At 71.2% G+C, this 15,663-nt stretch carries 15 protein-coding genes; 9 read left to right on the forward strand and 6 right to left on the reverse strand.

The annotated features are described in order from the left end of the window. Nucleotides 1-37: 37 nt before the first annotated feature. The 3 genes from ACIO1C_RS00625 to ACIO1C_RS00635 are packed head-to-tail and all read right to left on the reverse strand — an operon-like array spanning nucleotide 38 to nucleotide 2,252. Nucleotides 38-988, reverse strand: a complete 951-nt coding sequence (locus ACIO1C_RS00625) for an SDR family oxidoreductase (RefSeq protein ID WP_401856867.1) — start codon at nucleotides 986-988, stop codon at nucleotides 38-40. Between the two features lie 45 nt (nucleotides 989-1,033). Further along, a complete protein-coding gene (locus ACIO1C_RS00630; RefSeq protein WP_401856869.1) occupies nucleotides 1,034-1,612 on the reverse strand; it encodes a TetR family transcriptional regulator in 579 nt (192 codons plus the stop codon). Nucleotides 1,613-1,643: 31 nt separating this feature from the next. Further along, nucleotides 1,644-2,252, reverse strand: a complete 609-nt coding sequence (locus ACIO1C_RS00635) for a TetR family transcriptional regulator (protein ID WP_401856871.1) — start codon at nucleotides 2,250-2,252, stop codon at nucleotides 1,644-1,646. A gap of 185 nt (nucleotides 2,253-2,437) precedes the next feature. Between ACIO1C_RS00635 and ACIO1C_RS00640 the strand changes: the two genes are divergently transcribed. The 4 genes from ACIO1C_RS00640 to ACIO1C_RS00655 all read left to right on the forward strand — a co-directional run bounded on the left by ACIO1C_RS00640 (nucleotide 2,438) and on the right by ACIO1C_RS00655 (nucleotide 7,754). Further along, nucleotides 2,438-3,106 (forward strand): NAD-dependent epimerase/dehydratase family protein, encoded by a 669-nt coding sequence (locus ACIO1C_RS00640; protein WP_401856872.1) that lies wholly within the window; start codon nucleotides 2,438-2,440, stop codon nucleotides 3,104-3,106. Between the two features lie 164 nt (nucleotides 3,107-3,270). After that, complete coding sequence (locus ACIO1C_RS00645) at nucleotides 3,271-4,104, forward strand: undecaprenyl-diphosphate phosphatase (RefSeq protein ID WP_401856874.1); 834 nt, start codon at nucleotides 3,271-3,273, stop codon at nucleotides 4,102-4,104. Nucleotides 4,105-4,264: 160 nt separating this feature from the next. Next, complete coding sequence (locus ACIO1C_RS00650; RefSeq protein ID WP_401856876.1) at nucleotides 4,265-6,271, forward strand: hypothetical protein; 2,007 nt, start codon at nucleotides 4,265-4,267, stop codon at nucleotides 6,269-6,271. A gap of 4 nt (nucleotides 6,272-6,275) precedes the next feature. Next, entirely contained in the window at nucleotides 6,276-7,754 is a 1,479-nt protein-coding gene (locus ACIO1C_RS00655) for a branched-chain amino acid ABC transporter substrate-binding protein (RefSeq protein ID WP_401856877.1), read from the forward strand. Between the two features lie 48 nt (nucleotides 7,755-7,802). Here ACIO1C_RS00655 and ACIO1C_RS00660 read toward each other — a convergent pair whose 3' ends face one another. Further along, nucleotides 7,803-8,636 (reverse strand): alpha/beta fold hydrolase, encoded by an 834-nt coding sequence (locus tag ACIO1C_RS00660; protein WP_401856878.1) that lies wholly within the window; start codon nucleotides 8,634-8,636, stop codon nucleotides 7,803-7,805. A 206-nt stretch (nucleotides 8,637-8,842) separates the two neighbouring features. Continuing rightward, nucleotides 8,843-9,259: an ATP-binding protein gene (locus ACIO1C_RS00665; RefSeq protein ID WP_401856879.1), complete on the reverse strand. Its 417-nt coding sequence runs from the start codon at nucleotides 9,257-9,259 to the stop codon at nucleotides 8,843-8,845. A 505-nt stretch (nucleotides 9,260-9,764) separates the two neighbouring features. On the opposite strand from ACIO1C_RS00665, the gene ACIO1C_RS00670 reads away from it, so the two are divergent. From ACIO1C_RS00670 to ACIO1C_RS00685, 4 genes are all read left to right on the forward strand, one after another. Further along, on the forward strand, nucleotides 9,765-10,907 hold the full coding sequence (locus ACIO1C_RS00670; RefSeq protein ID WP_401857964.1) for a PP2C family protein-serine/threonine phosphatase: 1,143 nt from the start codon (nucleotides 9,765-9,767) through the stop codon (nucleotides 10,905-10,907). 37 nt (nucleotides 10,908-10,944) lie between these two features. Further along, a complete protein-coding gene (locus tag ACIO1C_RS00675; RefSeq protein ID WP_401856880.1) occupies nucleotides 10,945-12,693 on the forward strand; it encodes an ATP-binding protein in 1,749 nt (582 codons plus the stop codon). Then, nucleotides 12,690-13,142: a response regulator gene (locus tag ACIO1C_RS00680; protein WP_401856882.1), complete on the forward strand. Its 453-nt coding sequence runs from the start codon at nucleotides 12,690-12,692 to the stop codon at nucleotides 13,140-13,142. The genes ACIO1C_RS00675 and ACIO1C_RS00680 overlap by 4 nt, the downstream gene beginning before the upstream one ends. Nucleotides 13,143-13,270: 128 nt before the next feature. Further along, entirely contained in the window at nucleotides 13,271-13,705 is a 435-nt protein-coding gene (locus ACIO1C_RS00685) for an ATP-binding protein (RefSeq protein ID WP_401856883.1), read from the forward strand. 101 nt (nucleotides 13,706-13,806) lie between these two features. Here the strand turns inward: ACIO1C_RS00685 and ACIO1C_RS00690 are convergent, their stop codons facing one another. Continuing rightward, nucleotides 13,807-14,925, reverse strand: a complete 1,119-nt coding sequence (locus ACIO1C_RS00690; RefSeq protein ID WP_401856885.1) for a PP2C family protein-serine/threonine phosphatase — start codon at nucleotides 14,923-14,925, stop codon at nucleotides 13,807-13,809. A gap of 135 nt (nucleotides 14,926-15,060) precedes the next feature. Here ACIO1C_RS00690 and ACIO1C_RS00695 point away from each other — a divergent pair, with 135 nt between their 5' ends. Beyond that, nucleotides 15,061-15,576 (forward strand): MarR family winged helix-turn-helix transcriptional regulator, encoded by a 516-nt coding sequence (locus ACIO1C_RS00695; protein WP_401856886.1) that lies wholly within the window; start codon nucleotides 15,061-15,063, stop codon nucleotides 15,574-15,576. Nucleotides 15,577-15,663 lie beyond the last annotated feature (87 nt).

Here is a 15,663-nt window from a genome sequence, read left to right on the forward strand (position 1 = left end):
GAGCGGGCCCGCGGCCGGCGCGGTCAGGTACGGCCGGTCAGTCGCCGGAGTCCGGGAAAGCCACCCCCGTGAGTGCCTCGGAGGCCGTCCACAGCCGCGCGGCCGTCCGCGTGTCCCGGGCGCGGGCGGGGACCTTCGCCCGGGCCGGCGGGCCGGTGAGTTCGGCGAAGCCCGCGGGGCCGTAGTAGGCGCCGCCCTCCGCCTGCCCGGCCGTCGCGGCGAAGAACGGGAGCAGGGACGCCGGGGCCACGCCGTGCCCCAGGCCGGGCAGCTGGTAGATCCGGGTGGTGAGCCGGGCCACCAGGCCCGCGCGGTGGCCGCCGAGGGTCGGGCCCGTCACCTGGAGGTTGGTGACCACGGCGCCGGGGTGGGCGGCGTTGCTGCCGATGCCCCACCCGTGGAGCCGGCTGCGCCGGTCCAGTTCGAGGGCGAAGACGAGCTGGGCGAGCTTGGACGTGCCGTGGGCGGCGTACGGGCGGTACGTCCCGCCCCGGAGGTCCTCGGGGGAGAGGCGGGCGGTACGGGCCGTGAGGCTGCCCATGCTCACCACCCGTCCGCCGGCCTGCCGCAGCAGGGGCAGGAGCAGTCCCGTCAGGGCGAAGTGGCCCAGGTGGTTGGTGGCGAGCTGGAGCTCGATGCCGTCCGGGGAGAGCGACCGTTGCGGCGGGGCGAGGATCCCGGCGTTGTTGACCAGGTAGTGGAGCGGCCGTCCTTCGGTGTTCAGCCTGCCGCACAGATCCCCGACCGAAGCGAGCGAGGACAGGTCCACCTGTTCCACCCGCACCCGGCCGCCGCCGGGCGCCGGGTCGCCGAGGCGCTCGGCGGCCTCCCGGCCCTTGGCGGTGTTCCGTACGGCCAGGACGACCTCGGCGCCCGCCCGCGCGAAGCGGCGGGCGACACCGAACCCGATGCCGCTGTTGGCCCCGGTGACCAGGGCCAGGCGGCCTCGCAGGTCAGGGGTGGCTTCGAGAGGGAGGGCCTTGCTCATCCGGGACTCCCGGCGGGACGGGGACGGGTACGGACCGACGAGTCCTCAGAGTGCACCGGGCGGGCGGGTCAGGCGGCCCACCGACACGACCACGGCGTGGCGGCGGGACGTGAGGAGCGCGGGATCGTCGGTCGCCGTGAGCGGCTCCAGGGAACCCTCGCTGTACGCGGACGACAGCGTGAGCACCAGGGTCAGCAGCACGGCGGCGGGCAGCCCCGCGTCCACCAGCCCGTCCGCCTGGGCCGCGGCCAGGCCGCGCAGCTTGGCCCGGGTGGACTCCCGCGCCAGCGGCAGACGCACCGTCCCGGGGCGCTCCAGGCCGTGCCAGCGGGCGAGCTTGATCAGGTGCGGGTGGGCCAGATAGAAGTCGAAGAGGGCCCCCGCGTACCCGGGCAGGTCCGTGGCGTCGAAGGGCGCCGCCTCCAGGAGCTCCTGGATCGCGGCCTCGTGGACCGCGTCGAAGAGACGTTCCTTGTTGCCGAAGTACACGTACAGCAGGTTCTTGTTGGCGGCGGCCGACGCGGCGATACGGTCCACCCGCGCGCCCGCGATCCCGTACGCGGCGAACTCCTGGGTCGCCGCCGCCAACAGGCGGGCCTTGGTGGCATCGGACTTCTTCCGCATCCGATCAGTTTATCCATAACTAACCGGATGGCTAACTGGCCTCCGGGCCGGCGCTCCGCCTCCGCTCCGCGCCGGGACGGCTGAGCAGTCCGACCGCGACGACCAGTGCGTGACGCCGGGCCGCGATCTCCTGCGGATCGGTGTCCTTCGTCAGCGGATCGGGGCTCCCCGGCGCCCAGGTGGCGGCCAGGGACAGCACCATCTCCCACAAGTGGGGCGCCGCCAGGGCCGGTTCGACCGCACCCTTCCGCTGGGCCTCGGCCAGCGCCGCGCGCTTGTCCCGGGCGGTGGCCGCGAGCAGCGGCAGCCGCCGCTGCTCGCCGGGGCGTTCCAGGCTGTGCCAGCGCGACAGGCGCATCAGGTGGGGCCGCGTCATGAAGAAGTCGAAGAGCGCGCCCGCGTACCCCGGCAGGTCCTCGGGGTCGAAGTCCACCGCCGCCAGGTAGGTGTCGACCGCTCTGCTGAAGACGCTGTCGAAGAGCGCTTCCTTGTTCCCGAAGTAGACGTAGATCAGGTTCTTGTTCGCGGAAGCGGCGGCGGCGATACGGTCCACCCGGGCGCCGGCCAGTCCATGGGCCGCGAACTCCTCGGTGGCCGCGTCCAGAAGGCGGGCCCGCGTGGCGTCGGATTTACTCGTCATGGGGGCACGCTAGTGGGCCTCGCCGAGGCGCGGGATCACACCTGGGGCCCGGCCGGTCCCCGGACCCACCGTCCCGGCGGGCGACCGACGGAGGGGTGCGGCTACGATGCCCCTGTCTAACCGGATGGTTAAGCGAGCGTGCGGTGTGTACGGGGCCGCGCCGGGTCACACGAGGGCGGTCGAACGTGAAGGTCATCATCATCTTTGGGGCGTCCGGCATGGTCGGGCAGGGTGTCCTGCGCGCATGTGTGCTGGACGAGCGGGTGGAGAGCGTGGTCCTCGTGGGCCGTACGAGAGCCGGCGGGCACCCTCCCAAGGTCCGCGAGATCGTCCACGACGACTTCACCGACTTCAGCGCGATCGAGGACGAGCTCTCGGGGCTCGACGCGTGCTTCTACTGCCTCGGCGTCTCCTCGTCCGGCCGGAGCGAGGACGAGTACCGCCGTATCACCCACGACTACACCCTCGCCGCGGCCCGGGCGCTCGCGCGCCGCAGCCCCGGTCTGACCTTCACGTACGTCTCCGGCGAGGGCACCGACAGCACCGAGCGCGGCCGGAGCGCGTGGGCGCGGGTCAAGGGCCGCACCGAGAACGAACTGCTGGCCATGGACTTCCCGGCCTACATGTTCCGGCCCGGCTACATCCAGCCCCGCAACGGGGCAAGGTCCAGGACGCCCGTCTACCGGCTGATGTACGGCCTGACCTCCTGGCTCCATCCGCTGCTGCGCCGCGTGATGCCCGCGCATGTGACCACGACGGAACACCTGGGCCGGGCGATGCTCGCCGTGGTCGGCCTGCGGGGCGCGGAGCCGCACGTGCTGTACAGCCCGGAGATCAACCGGCTGGGCGCCTGACGGGGTTCCGCGGGGGTACGGGGACACGCTGCCGGACGGCCTGAGAGCGTCGCGGCCGCCGACATCGTCTACAGTGCAGTAGACGTACAGGCAGGCGGACGTACAGGCGGTCGGCGCCCGTGTCTCCGCTCCCGTACCCCTCGAACCCTCCGGAAAGAGATCCGATGAGCGTGATCAGCGTCGGCCAGGCCGTCATCCTCGGCGCCGTCGAAGGCGTGACCGAGTTCCTCCCGGTCTCCTCCACCGGTCATCTGAAGATCACCGAGGGCCTGATGGGCATCCCGGTCGACGACGACGCCGTCATCGGCTTCTCCGCCGTCATCCAGGTCGGTGCCATCGCCGCCGTGCTCGTCTACTTCTACAAGGACATCGTCAGGATCCTCACCGCCTGGGTCACCGGCCTGCGGGAGCCCGAGGAGCGCTACCACCACGACTACAAGTTCGCCTGGTGGGTCATCTACGCGACGATCCCGATCGTGCTGGTGGGACTGGCCGCCAAACCGCTGATCCAGGGCCCCCTGGCGTCGCTCTGGGTGGTGGCGGCCTCCCTGATCGTCGGCAGCGGTGTGATGTGGGTGGCCGACCAGATGAGCCGGCACAAACGCGGCGAGGACGACACCTCGTTCAAAGACGCGATGCTGGTGGGCAGTTCACAGATCCTGGCCCTGCTCTTCCCCGGCTTCTCGCGGTCCGGCGCCACGATGTCCACCGCGCTCCTCCTCGACCTCGACCGGGTGGCCGCCACCCGCCTGTCGTTCTTCCTCGGCATCCCGGCCCTCACCGGCGCGGGCCTCTACGAGCTGAAGGACGCGCTCGGCGCGGGGGTCGGCGCCGCCCCGCTGGTCGCCGGGACCCTCGTCTCCTTCGTCGTCGCGTACGGCTCCATCTCCTGGCTGCTCAAGTTCGTCGCCAAGCATTCCTTCAACGCCTTCGTGATCTACCGGATCATCGTCGGTGTGCTGCTCCTCGGCCTGCTGGGCACCGGCGTCCTGAGCTGAGACCATCACCGCCCCGGCGCCACGGCACCTCCCTCGTGCCCCGGTGGCTGATGAAGCACGAACACACGTGACTTGACGGGTTCGTCCGCCTACCGTGGGCACTCGCGGGCCGTCCGGCCGTCACGGGGGCGCACGGCGGGCCGCGGAGGGGGGATCCGTCATGGAGTCCGGGAGCGGTCTGGGACTGCGCGGCCGCAGCGGCATCCTGTCGCTCGTCGACGAATGCCTGAGGCAGCCGCCCACCGCCGACCGACCGATCACGATGCTGCTCGGCCCGCGCGGCAGCGGCGCCAGCGAGGCCCACAGCGCCCTGATGGAGCACTTCGGCCCCGACCACCCGTTCGCGTACGTCAACTTCGGCGGTACGCAGTCGCTGCTGCCGCGCTACGCCCTCGCCCTGCTCGCCCGCCAGCTGGAGCGCAAGCTGCCCCGGTACGGCCGCTCCCGCTTCCCCCTCCTCAGCCTCGGGCTGCTCGCCTCGGACGAGGAGCTGAACATCCGCAGCATGGCCCAGGGCCACAGCATGGCGCAGGGCCGCCGGGCGGTGCAGCGCCAGCTCGACCACTTCCAGCAGGCCAACGAAGCCAGGCACGGCGACTACCTCGCGGCGTTCTTCGAGGTCGGCATGGGCGCCATCGGCGTCCCGGAAGGCGCCTCGTCCGTCGCTCTCGCGGTGTTCCAGGACGCCCTGCGGCGCGGTCGGCGGCTGCCCGTCCGCGGCCTCATGGGACGGCTCACCGCCGGGGCGCACTGGTTCGGCGCGCATCCCCTGATCCGCAGCGGCGACCGGTGGGAGGCGCTCGTCGAGCTCAACCTGTGGCGCCACGACGGCGACGAACAGCAGCAGGAGCGGCTGGACCGGGTGCTGTTCTCCGCGTTCCTGGAGGACCTGCGCCGCAACACCGCCCGCAACTTCATGCCCCGCTCGCACCTGCTCCTGCTGGACAACACCCACGCCCCGTACGGCAGGCGCTTCCTCGACCTGCTCGTACGGGCCCGTCACGACGACACCGTCGTGACGGGCGGGGACTGCGACCCGCTCACGGTCGTCGCCAGCTCCAACCGCTGGCTGCCCCGCTGGGGCCCGGCCACCGGCGACGCCTGGCCGTGGCAGCTGCGCGGCCCCGACCGCGCCTCCCTCGCCGACTGGCACACCTACCGGCCCACCCGGGACGGCGAGGACACCTGGTGGTACCCGCTGCGGCTGCGCGACCTCAACCTCGACGAGGTGCGCATCCGGATCGAACTCCAGCTCGGCGGCCACCCGGAGCTGGCGCAGTACACCCGCCTCACCCCGTTCGTGCACCGGCTCACCGGCGGACTGCCGCGCGCGGTGCAGCAGATCCTCGACGTGTTGCGCCAGTCGGGCGCCCCGGCCGAGTCCGGGCCCGACCAGGACCGCTGGCTGCGCAAGCTCCCCGACCGCCAACTCCGTACGGGCGAGGTCAGTTCGACCCTCGCCGAGACCGCGCTCGGCCATCTGCTGCGCGGCATCGACCCGGTCGAGCGCGCCATGCTCGCCGAGTGCGCCGCCGCCCGCGACCTCTCCGTGGGTACGCAAGTCCTCGGCCACGGCGAGGAGTTGTTCGGCGAGATGCGCGCACGCTGGCTGCTGGCGGGGCCCGGCACGTTTGTCCCCACCCTCCATCCCTGGCTGCGGCGCCTGCTGTTGTGGCAACTCGCCCGCCGCCCCGACGACTGGGACATGGCGCACGAACTGCTCGCCGAGCACTACAGGTCGGAGGGCCGGCCCGTCCAGGAGATGTACCACCAGCTTGCCGTGCAGCGTGTGGACGACGTGGCGGACCAGCTGCTGCGGCGCTTCACGGCGGTGCCCGCCGCCCAGTGGATCAGCGAGTTCGACACGGTCACCTCGGCCCCCAACCGGCTGCCGGACGAGGGCGGCCCGCTGGAACTGCTCGCCGCGCTGGGCTCCCGGCGCGGGCCCGCCCGGGCCGTGGACGCGGCCTCCCTGATCCAGGGCCTGGTCGTGGCGCGGTGGGTGTGGAGCGATCCGCTCGCCGACCCCGGGATGCGGCTGGCCCATCTGATCGCCGAAGGGTTCACGCAGCTGTCCCAACTCCGGAGGAACGACATCGTGCCCCTCTTCAACGAGGCCGAACGGTACCGGCATTGGCGCCATCCGCAGACGACGGGGGAGGTCTGATCCGATGGTCAGAATCGAATGGCCGCTGCACATCGTCCGCCGGGTCGTGCTCGCCGGCGTCGCCGCCGTCGTCCTCGCGCTGGGCGGCTGGTTCGCCGTGTCCTGGCTGGAGGACAGCAGGGCGCGCTGCGGTGACGGGGTGGTGAAACGGGGGGAGGACAAGGAGTGTGTCGGGGTGACGGACGGCTCGTACGTCTTCCGGAGCCATCTCACCCAGGTCGAGAGGGAGATCGAGAAGGAGAACGACCGTATCGAGAACGGCGACGAGCCGTACGTCAGCGTCGCCTACATGACGTCCTTCACCCTCGACGGTACGGACAGCAACTCCGACGAATCGGTACGGCACGAACTCCAGGGCGCCTATCTCGCGCAGTACCGGCACAACCGCGGCGACCTGGCCGCGTCCCCGAAGATCCGGCTCCTCATCGCCAACACCGGTGGGGGCTCTGACCATTGGCGCTACACCGTCGGTGAGCTGGTCAAGCGCAAGAACACCGACGACAAGCTGGTCGCGGTCACCGGACTCGGCCCCAGCACCGACGAGAACCGCGCGGCCGTCGACCTGCTCTCGAAGCAGGGCATCGCCATGGTCGCGTCCACGATGACGGCGACGAGCATAAAGGACATACACAACTTCGTCCGGGTGTCGCCCACCAACGTCGACGAGGCGTACGCCGCCGCCGCGTACCTCAAGCGGAAGAAGTTCCGGACGGCCGTGGTCGTGCAGGACGCGGCGAAGGGAAATCTCTACGCCACCACCCTGGGCTCGGAGTTCACCCGCGCCTTCCCTGACCCCGCCACCGGTCACCGGCTCGTCGCGGAGACCATGACGTACGACTCATCGGTGGCCAACGCCTGGGAGAGCGAGATGAACTTCATGTCGTCGCAGCTCTGCGACGAGGAGCCCCAGGTCATCTACTTCGCCGGGCGCGGCACCCACCTCATGCGGTTCCTCGACGCGCTGTCCAACCGCGCCTGCCAGGACGTCGAGTTCACCGTGATCGCCGGTGACGACACCACCAACCTGACGAGGGAACAGCTCGCCGCCGCCGCGAAGACCCAGGTCGAGGTGCTCTACACGGGCCTGGCCCACCCGGACATGTACCGCACGAACCCGAAGGCGGTCTCGGCGCCGTCCGCGCGGTACTTCGCCGAGGGCGGTTTCCTCGACACCACCTTTCCCAACAACTCACGGGAGGACGGCCAGGCGATCATGGCGCACGACGCCGTCCTGACCGCGGCGAGAGGCATCCAGATGGCCGCCGGCCAAGGAAAGGTCACCGTCACGGGAGACGCCGTGGCCCGCATGTTCCACCAGATGAACGGAGGGCAGCAGGTGGCCGGGGCCAGCGGCTTCCTCTCCTTCCAGAACAACGGGAACCCACGTGACAAGGCCGTCCCGGTCCTCCGGCTGACCGCGACGGGACGGGCGGAGTTCGTCGAGGTCTCGGCCGCGCGCGGAAGGCCCCGGGAAGGCGGGTGAACCCGGGACCTGACGCGCGTGGCCGGTCGGTCGGCCAGGAGCGCCCGCTCAGTTCGCCAGGAAGTCGAGCAGCGCCGGATTGACGATCTCCGGGTGCGTCCAGGCCACATTGTGCGGCCCGCCGTCGACGGTGACGAACGTCAGGTCCTTGATGAGCGCCGGAAGCCGCTTCGCCGTGTTGTCGTACGGCAGGATCCGGTCCGCGGTGCCGTGCACCAGCAGCGTCGGCACATCGATCTTCGGCAGGTCCTCGCGGAAGTCCGTCAGCCACGTGTCCACACACGCGTACGCGGAGTGCGCCGAGGCCGCCACGGCCATGTTGAAGCTGTTGTTCCACGCCTGGTCGCTGATCCGGGTCCCGGCGAACTGGTCGACGTTGTAGAAGTTGTCAAGGAACGTCTTGAAGTACGCGGGCCGGTCCGCGACCACCGCCTTCTTGATGTCCTCGAAGACCGACCGGTCCACCCCCTCGGGGTTGTCGTCGGTCTTGAGGAGGAACGGCGGGATGGCGCCCATCAGCACGGCCTTGTCGACGCGGCCGGAGCCGTACGTGCCGAGGTACCGGGTCACCTCGCCGGTCCCCATCGAGAAACCGACCAGGGTCACTTCGGGGAACGCGAGATGGTCGAGGAGGGTGTTGAGGTCGGCGGCGAACGTGTCGTAGTCGTGGCCGATCACGGGCTGGCTGGAATTGCCGAAGCCCCGCCGGTCGTACGTGATCACGCGGTACCCGGCCTCCAGCAGGACGCGCTCCTGCTTCTCCCACGAGTGACAGTTCAACGGATAGCCGTGGATCAGGACGACCGGCCGGCCGCTGCCGTGGTCCTCGTAGTAGATGTCGATGGGGCCACTGTTCTCCTGGCCGACGTTCACGAACGGCATAGGGGTGCCTGCTCTCTGCTCTCGCCGCCGGGACGGCGCTCCGTGGCACCGTGCAGGCCGCGGAGCACGCATGCCCTGCTGCTGGACGTCATGAGCTGCTCACGGCGGAGCCGTTTCTCCCACGGACACGGGCCCGGCCCCGGACTTTCAGTGAACGCTCCTCGGCGGAGCCTCGCCACTGGGAGGCAGGATCCGTAAGAGACGGCCTACACGTCCTGGTGGCGCACCGACGCCCGTACGATCTTCCCGGCGTCCCCCAGGGGCACCACGGTCACCTCGGCCAGCCGGTTGACCAGCGGCCAGCCGTAGCCCCCGGGCAGCCACTGCCCCCGGTGCTCCTTGGTGACCGGCGGCACCGGGCTCGCGTCCTGCACCACGATCTCCACCACGCCGGGCCGGGCGGCGACCCGGAACGCCGTCACCCCGCCGGCGTGCCGCACGGCGTTCGTCACCAGCTCCGAGACGACCAGCAGGACATCGGCGAGTGTGCGCTCCGGCGCCGCGTGCCCGTCCAGGAAGGAGCGCGCCAGCGCACGGGCCTCCGCGGCGTCCGCCGGGCGGGCGTCGAACCACGCCGGCGCTCCCGTGACGGCGTTGTCCGCTCCGTCGTCGACCGTAGTCATCCCCGCACCCCCGTACGCGGCCGTCGTGCGAGCCGATGAGTACCTGTTTCTTCTCTGTGTCTTCTGTGTGCCCCATGAGTCACCAGGTGACCCTCACCAACTGGACAACCGGCAGGGGTGTCCGCCGAAGAGCATCGCATGTTTCACGTCATTCTCGCCGTCGGATTCCTCACAGTGCCACAGCCTCCGCCGGGCGCCGCCACCCCCCGCGGCGCGTGTCGCCACCCCCTTCACCGGGCGCCGCCGCCCCCTCGTCGATCCGGTACCTTCCCCCGGAAGGGGTGTGCTCCCGACACGCCCGGAATGATGCTCCGGTTGTCGCATATGCTTCCGCCCGGAAACGACGCCGTGAACCCGCGTCGTTCGCATGAGGGGGTGGAGTGTGGTCGAGTTGCCCGTTGACCTGTCGTCGCGTCCCGTGCGGGTCCGCCGGACCCGGGGAACGGTCCCCGCGCAGGACACCACCGCGCTCGACGGCGATGCCCCGCACGCCGCCGACACGCGGATCCTGCTCGTCGAGGACGACTCCGGTGACGCGCTGCTGGTCGAGGAGATGCTCGCCGACAGCGACCTGGACTCGTCGCTGACGTGGTGCAAATCGCTCGCCGAGGCGCAGCGGTTCCTCGACGGCTGTACCACCCCCGTGTGCGTCCTGCTCGACCTCCACCTGCCCGACGTCCACGGCCTCGACGCCGTCACCCGTATCGTCCACACCGCCCCCGACGCGGCCATCGTGGTCCTCACCGGGACGGCCGAGGGCGAGGCCGGGCTCACGGCCGTGGCGACCGGCGCCCAGGACTACCTCGTCAAGGGCCGCCTCGACCCGGAGACCCTGAGCCGCGCGGTCCGCTACGCCCTCCAGCGCAAGCAGGTCGAAAGGACCACCGCGGCCCTCCGCGTCAACGCCCTGATGGCGCAGGAGAACGCCCGTCTGGAGCGCGGCCTGCTGCCCGTGCCCCTGCTCAGGGACGACAACTTCCAGGCGGTCGCCCGGTACGAGCCCGGCCGTGCCCACGGCCTGCTGAGCGGTGACTTCTACGACGTCGTGCAGACCGCCGACGGGGCCGTGCACGCGGTGATAGGCGACGTGTCCGGGCACGGCGCCGCGGAAGCGGCCCTCGGCGTCTGCCTGCGGGTCGCCTGGCGCACGGCCGTGCTGTGCGGCACCGAACAGCTGGAACAGGTGCGGCTCCTGGAGGAGATCCTCGTCGCGGAACGCGCCGACCCGCACGTGTTCGCCACGGTCACCTCGCTCGACTTCGCGCCCGGCGGCCGGACCGTACAGGTGGTCAGAGCCGGCCACCCGGGGCTGCTCGTACGCGACCACTCCGCGGTGGCCTGGGAGGAACCCGAGGTGGGCATGGCCCTGGGGCTGCTGCCCGGTCTCGGCCGCTGGAGCAGGACCGAGCTGGCGCTGCCGCCCGGCGGACAGGTCGTGCTCTTCACCGACGGGCTCTTCGAGGGCCGTACGGGACCGTCGTCCCGCCTCGGCGAGGAAGGGCTGCTCGCCCTGGCCAGGAAACACGGCACGCTGCGGGCGCACGCCTTCGTGGACGCGCTGGTGGACGAGGCGGCCGAGGGAGCGGCGCCGTACGGCGGCCTCGCGGACGACGTGGCCGTACTTCATCTCGGTTGGGGCACACGGTGAGATGTGCCGGCGCGTGGGACCGCACCAGAGCGGCCCCATGAGGACGGGGACCCGCACGGGGACCGGGGCCGGCGCGAGCACGCGGACCGGGACGAGCACGGAGGATGTGACGCATACGGACAAGGAACGGATTCCCGGGCAGGGTGGTACGCCCCCGGCCCCGCCCGCGCCCCCCTCGGCCTGGCGCGCCGCGCTCACCCGTCTCTCCGTGCAGGGCTGGGTCCGGCTGATCCTCGCCGCCGTGGTACTGGTCGTCTGCGCCTGCGCGGTTGTCGGCGGGGTGCTGCTGTCCACGACGAACGCCCGCACCGACGAACTCGTCGACCGCATCCAGCCCGCCAGGTCCGGTGCCTTCCTGCTCCAGAAGTCGCTGCTCGACCAGGAGACCGGCGTACGGGGCTTCGCGCTGACCGCGGAAGCCTCCTTCCTCGCCCCGTACGACCAGGGCCGCCAGGACGAGCGCCGGTACACCCGGTCCCTCGCCGCCGGGGTGGCCTCCGACCGCCAGTTCACCGAGGACCTCGACCGGATCACCCGCGCCGCCGAGCGGTGGCGGACCGGGCAGGCGGAGCCGCTGATCGCCTCCGTACGGACGCGCGGCGCGGAAGCCGCCTCCGCGGAGCGGCTCACCGGGAGCAAGACCTCCTTCGACGAGCTGCGCGGCCTCTTCGCCGTACAGCAGAAGCATCTGGACACCGCCCGTGACCGGGCGCGGGACGAGCTGAACCACGCCCGTACGCTGCGCGACGTCGTGTTCTTCACCCTCCTCGTCGTCTTCCTCCTCGCGGTCGGCGGCCTCGGGATCGTGCTCCACCGCATGGTGGGCCGGCCGCTCAACGCGCTGCGCGCCGCGTCGGACGGCGTGCGCGCCGGCGCCTTCGACCAGCGCATCGAGGTCGGCGGACCCTCCGACCTGCGGGCCGTCGGCGCGGCCGTCGAGGACATGCGCCGCCGCCTGGCCGACGAACTCGCCTCGACCCGCTTCCGCGAGGACCGCCTCGCCGAACAGTCCGAGGAACTGCGCCGCTCCAACTCGGAACTGGAACAGTTCGCCTACGTGGCCTCCCACGACCTCCAGGAGCCGCTGCGCAAGGTCGCCTCGTTCTGCCAGCTGCTGGAGAAACGGTACGGAAACGAACTGGACGACCGCGGCAAGCAGTACATCGACTTCGCGGTCGACGGCGCCAAGCGCATGCAGATCCTCATCAACGACCTGCTCACCTTCTCCCGGGTGGGCCGGGTCCACGACGCCTGGAAGACCGTCGGCCTGGACCGCGCGCTGGACCGCGCGCTCGCCAATCTCGCCCTGGTCGTCGAGGAGTCGGGCACCACCGTCGTACGGCGGGACCCGCTGCCCGAGATGAACGGTGATCCGACCACGCTCGCCATGCTCTGGCAGAACCTCATCGGCAACGCCGTCAAGTTCCGCAGGGCCGGCGAGCCGTCCCGGATCGAGGTCGGATGCGTCCGCGAGGGCGGCGAGTGGCACCTGACCGTCGCGGACAACGGCATCGGGATCGCGCCCGAGTTCGCCGAGAAGGTCTTTGTCATCTTCCAGCGGCTGCACGCCCGCGACAGCTACGAAGGCACCGGCATCGGTCTCGCCCTCTGCCGCAAGATCGTGGAGTTCCACGGCGGCAGGATCTGGCTGGAGCCCGTGGAGACCGGCGGCACCCGCGTCCACTTCACCGTACCCGCGCTCGACGTACCCTCCGTGGAGGGCATGCCCCCGGGGGACCAGCCCCACGACGCCCTTCTCACCACCCCGCCCGGAGTCGCCCAGTGAACACGCCCATCATGCCGGTGCAGCCCATCGCGGTCCTGCTCGTGGAGGACGACCCCGGTGACGAGCTGATGACCCGCGAGGCGTTCGAGGACAACAAGATCCGCAACGCCCTGCACGTCGTACGGGACGGGGAGGAGGCACTCGACTTCCTCTACCGGCGCGGCGCGTACGTGGACGCGCCCCGGCCCGACCTGGTGCTGCTCGACCTGAACCTGCCCAAGTACGACGGCCGCCAGGTGCTGGAGCAGATCAAGACCGACCCCGAGCTGGCGCTCATCCCCGTGGTCGTCCTGACCACGTCGTCGGCGGAGGAGGACATCCTCCGCAGCTACAAACTGCACGCCAACGCCTATGTCACCAAGCCCGTCGACATCGATCAGTTCATCGCCGCCGTACGGCAGATCGACCAGTTCTTCGTCTCCGTGGTCCGGCTTCCCGGACGGACGTGACACCCCTCACAAAAATCGCCGGGCATACCTCTCGCATCGGGGGGCATAAGCCGTCCCGAGATGGGGGGTGCCCGACGCCCTCGGGGAGCGCGGGCAGGAGCACAGTGAACGATCAGATGATGAGTGGGATGAGTGATTCGGCTTTCGCGTCCGGCGCGGGAGCGTACGTGCAGCCGCTGGTCCAGGCCGGCCAGTTCACCGGCGAGCCCGGCTGCATCGCCGAGGCCAGGCAGCTCGCGGACAGGTTCCTCCAGCAGCTGGAGGCCGAGTGGCTGGCCGACGTGGGGGAACGCAGGCGCGGCGACCTGCTCCTGGTCGTCAGCGAGCTGGTCACCAACGCCGAGCGGCACAGCCACGGGCCGTACCTGCTGGAGCTGGAGGGCACCGACCGGCAGGTGACCGTGACGGTGTACGACAGCAGCGTGACGCTGCCGCGCCGCTTCGAGCGCGACCCCAGCAGGCTCGGCGGGCACGGCCTGGAGATCGTCCACGCCCTGTGCGACCGCCTCACCTCGGAGCTGGTCCCGGTCGGCAAGCGGGTCAGGGCGGTGTTCGACCTCTGAGGCGCCCAGTACGGCGGCAGGCAGCCCCGACGGGGCGTTTCCCGGCCGGTGGGCGCCCACCGGGCATGCTCAGGCCCGCGGGGACGACGCTCCGGACGGTGTCAGTCCTTCTCCCGGCCGAACCAGTCCAGGCACAGCACCAGCGCGTCGTCCGTCGACTCGGCGTCGCGGTACGTGGCCAGCTCTTGCAGTACCGCGCGCGGTACCGTCGCCGCCGGCAGCAGGCTCGTCGCGTTGATCGCCCGGGCCAGTGCCCGCTCCCCGTAGATCTCACCCTGCGGCGACACCGCCGCGTACACCCCGTCGCTGACGAAGAAGAACCGGTCGCCGGGGAGCGCCTGGAACGTCTGCACCCGGTAGTCCGACTCCTCGAACATGCCCAGCGGCAGCTGCGCGTCGAACGGGATCCGCTCCACCGTCCTGTCCCGCCGGCGCCACAGCTGCGGCGACCCCGCGTCCACCGCCTCGACCGTCCCGGTCGCCAGCTCGAAGCGGAGCAGCAGCGTCGAGACGTAGGACGCGCCCCGGTGCTGTTCGTACAGCGCCTGGTCCGCCAGCGCCGCCTGGTCGGCGATCCCGATCCCGGCCCGGCGGGAGTTGCGCAGCGCGTTGACCGCCAGATTGGTCAGCAGGGAGGCCTGGATGCCCTCGCCCATCCCGTTGGTCACCGCGAGGGTGAGCTGGTCGCCGTCCGAGGACCAGTCGAAATTGTCGCCGTGGATGGCGTACGCGGGCTCCAGCTGGGCGCCGATCGCGTACTCCAGCGCGGTGCAGGCCCGCGCCGGGAGCAGCTCCCACTGCATCTCGGCCGCCAGGGTGAGCCGGTTCACGCGGCGCGCCCGCCGGTACAGGTCGGTGTCGCGCTCCGCCACCAGGATCTCGTGCCCCAGAAGCTCGGCGACCTGCGTCAGCTCGTCGACGGCGTGAGGGGTGGAACGGTCGCCCGGCAGACGTACGGTCAGGACCCCCAGCCGCTCGCCCCGCACGGTGACCGGCAGGTGGTGGTCCACCGCGTCCTTGCGCCTGACCTCCTCGCCGCGCGGCTCCTGGCTGCCGAACGCCCGGCCCTCCGGCGTGTTGTGCAGCGACAGGGCCTCGTCGGGGTGCGGGGCGCCCGAGACGCCCGTGACGGGCTGGAGCACCGTGAGCCCGTAGTCGGCGAGGTACAGCCGTACGGAGGTCGCTCCGTACGGGGCCAGCGCACCGCTGAGCGAGTCCACCAGAGCATGCGGCGCCGCTGTGCGAACCGCTCTTTCGACGTCCGCGAGTAGAGTCACTGTTGTTCAGGCCTTCTTCTGCCAGGGTCGGGTCCGTCTGGGCTGACAAAGGCCCGTGCCGGATGAAAGAGTGAATCGATGTCCCGCTTCACCGGTCAGCCGCACCAGCCCGAGCAGGTTGCCGAGGCCGCGTCCAATGCCTCGGAACTGCTCGAGGTGCTGTGGGGGCGAGGTCAGGAGGCCGCGCCTTCGGGGCCGGTCTCGCCCTCCCAACTACGTGCCCTGCTCGTCATGGAGAAGTACGAGGGCGCGAACCTGCGGACCCTCGGTGAGGCCCTCGGCTCCCGCCCGTCCTCGCTGAGCAGGCTCTGCGACCGGATGGAGGCCATGGGGCTGGTGGTCCGCTCGCCGAGCCCGACGAGCCGCCGCGAGGTGGAGCTGCGGCTCAGCCGGCGCGGTCACCAGGTGCTGGACGAGTACCGCGCCTTCCGGACGCGCGAGGTCGCCATGGTGCTGGAGCAGATGGATCCGTCGGACATCCTGATGCTGGCGAAGGGCCTCACCGCGTTCCGTGCCGCGGCTACCGAGCGCCTGGGCGCCGGGGACAGCGCAGCCGCAGGGCCTGCGCGGGACCACGTGGCGGACAGCGCGTAGCTTCATTCAGCCCTACTTCCTGGGATGGGCACGTTACTCTCCGCGCGACATCACTTCGCGCACGACATCGCCGCTCCGGAGGCGCGC

Origin of the sequence: Streptomyces sp. NPDC087420 (assembly GCF_044744165.1) — a bacterium.
In the GTDB taxonomy this organism is placed as follows: Bacteria; Actinomycetota; Actinomycetes; order Streptomycetales; family Streptomycetaceae; genus Streptomyces.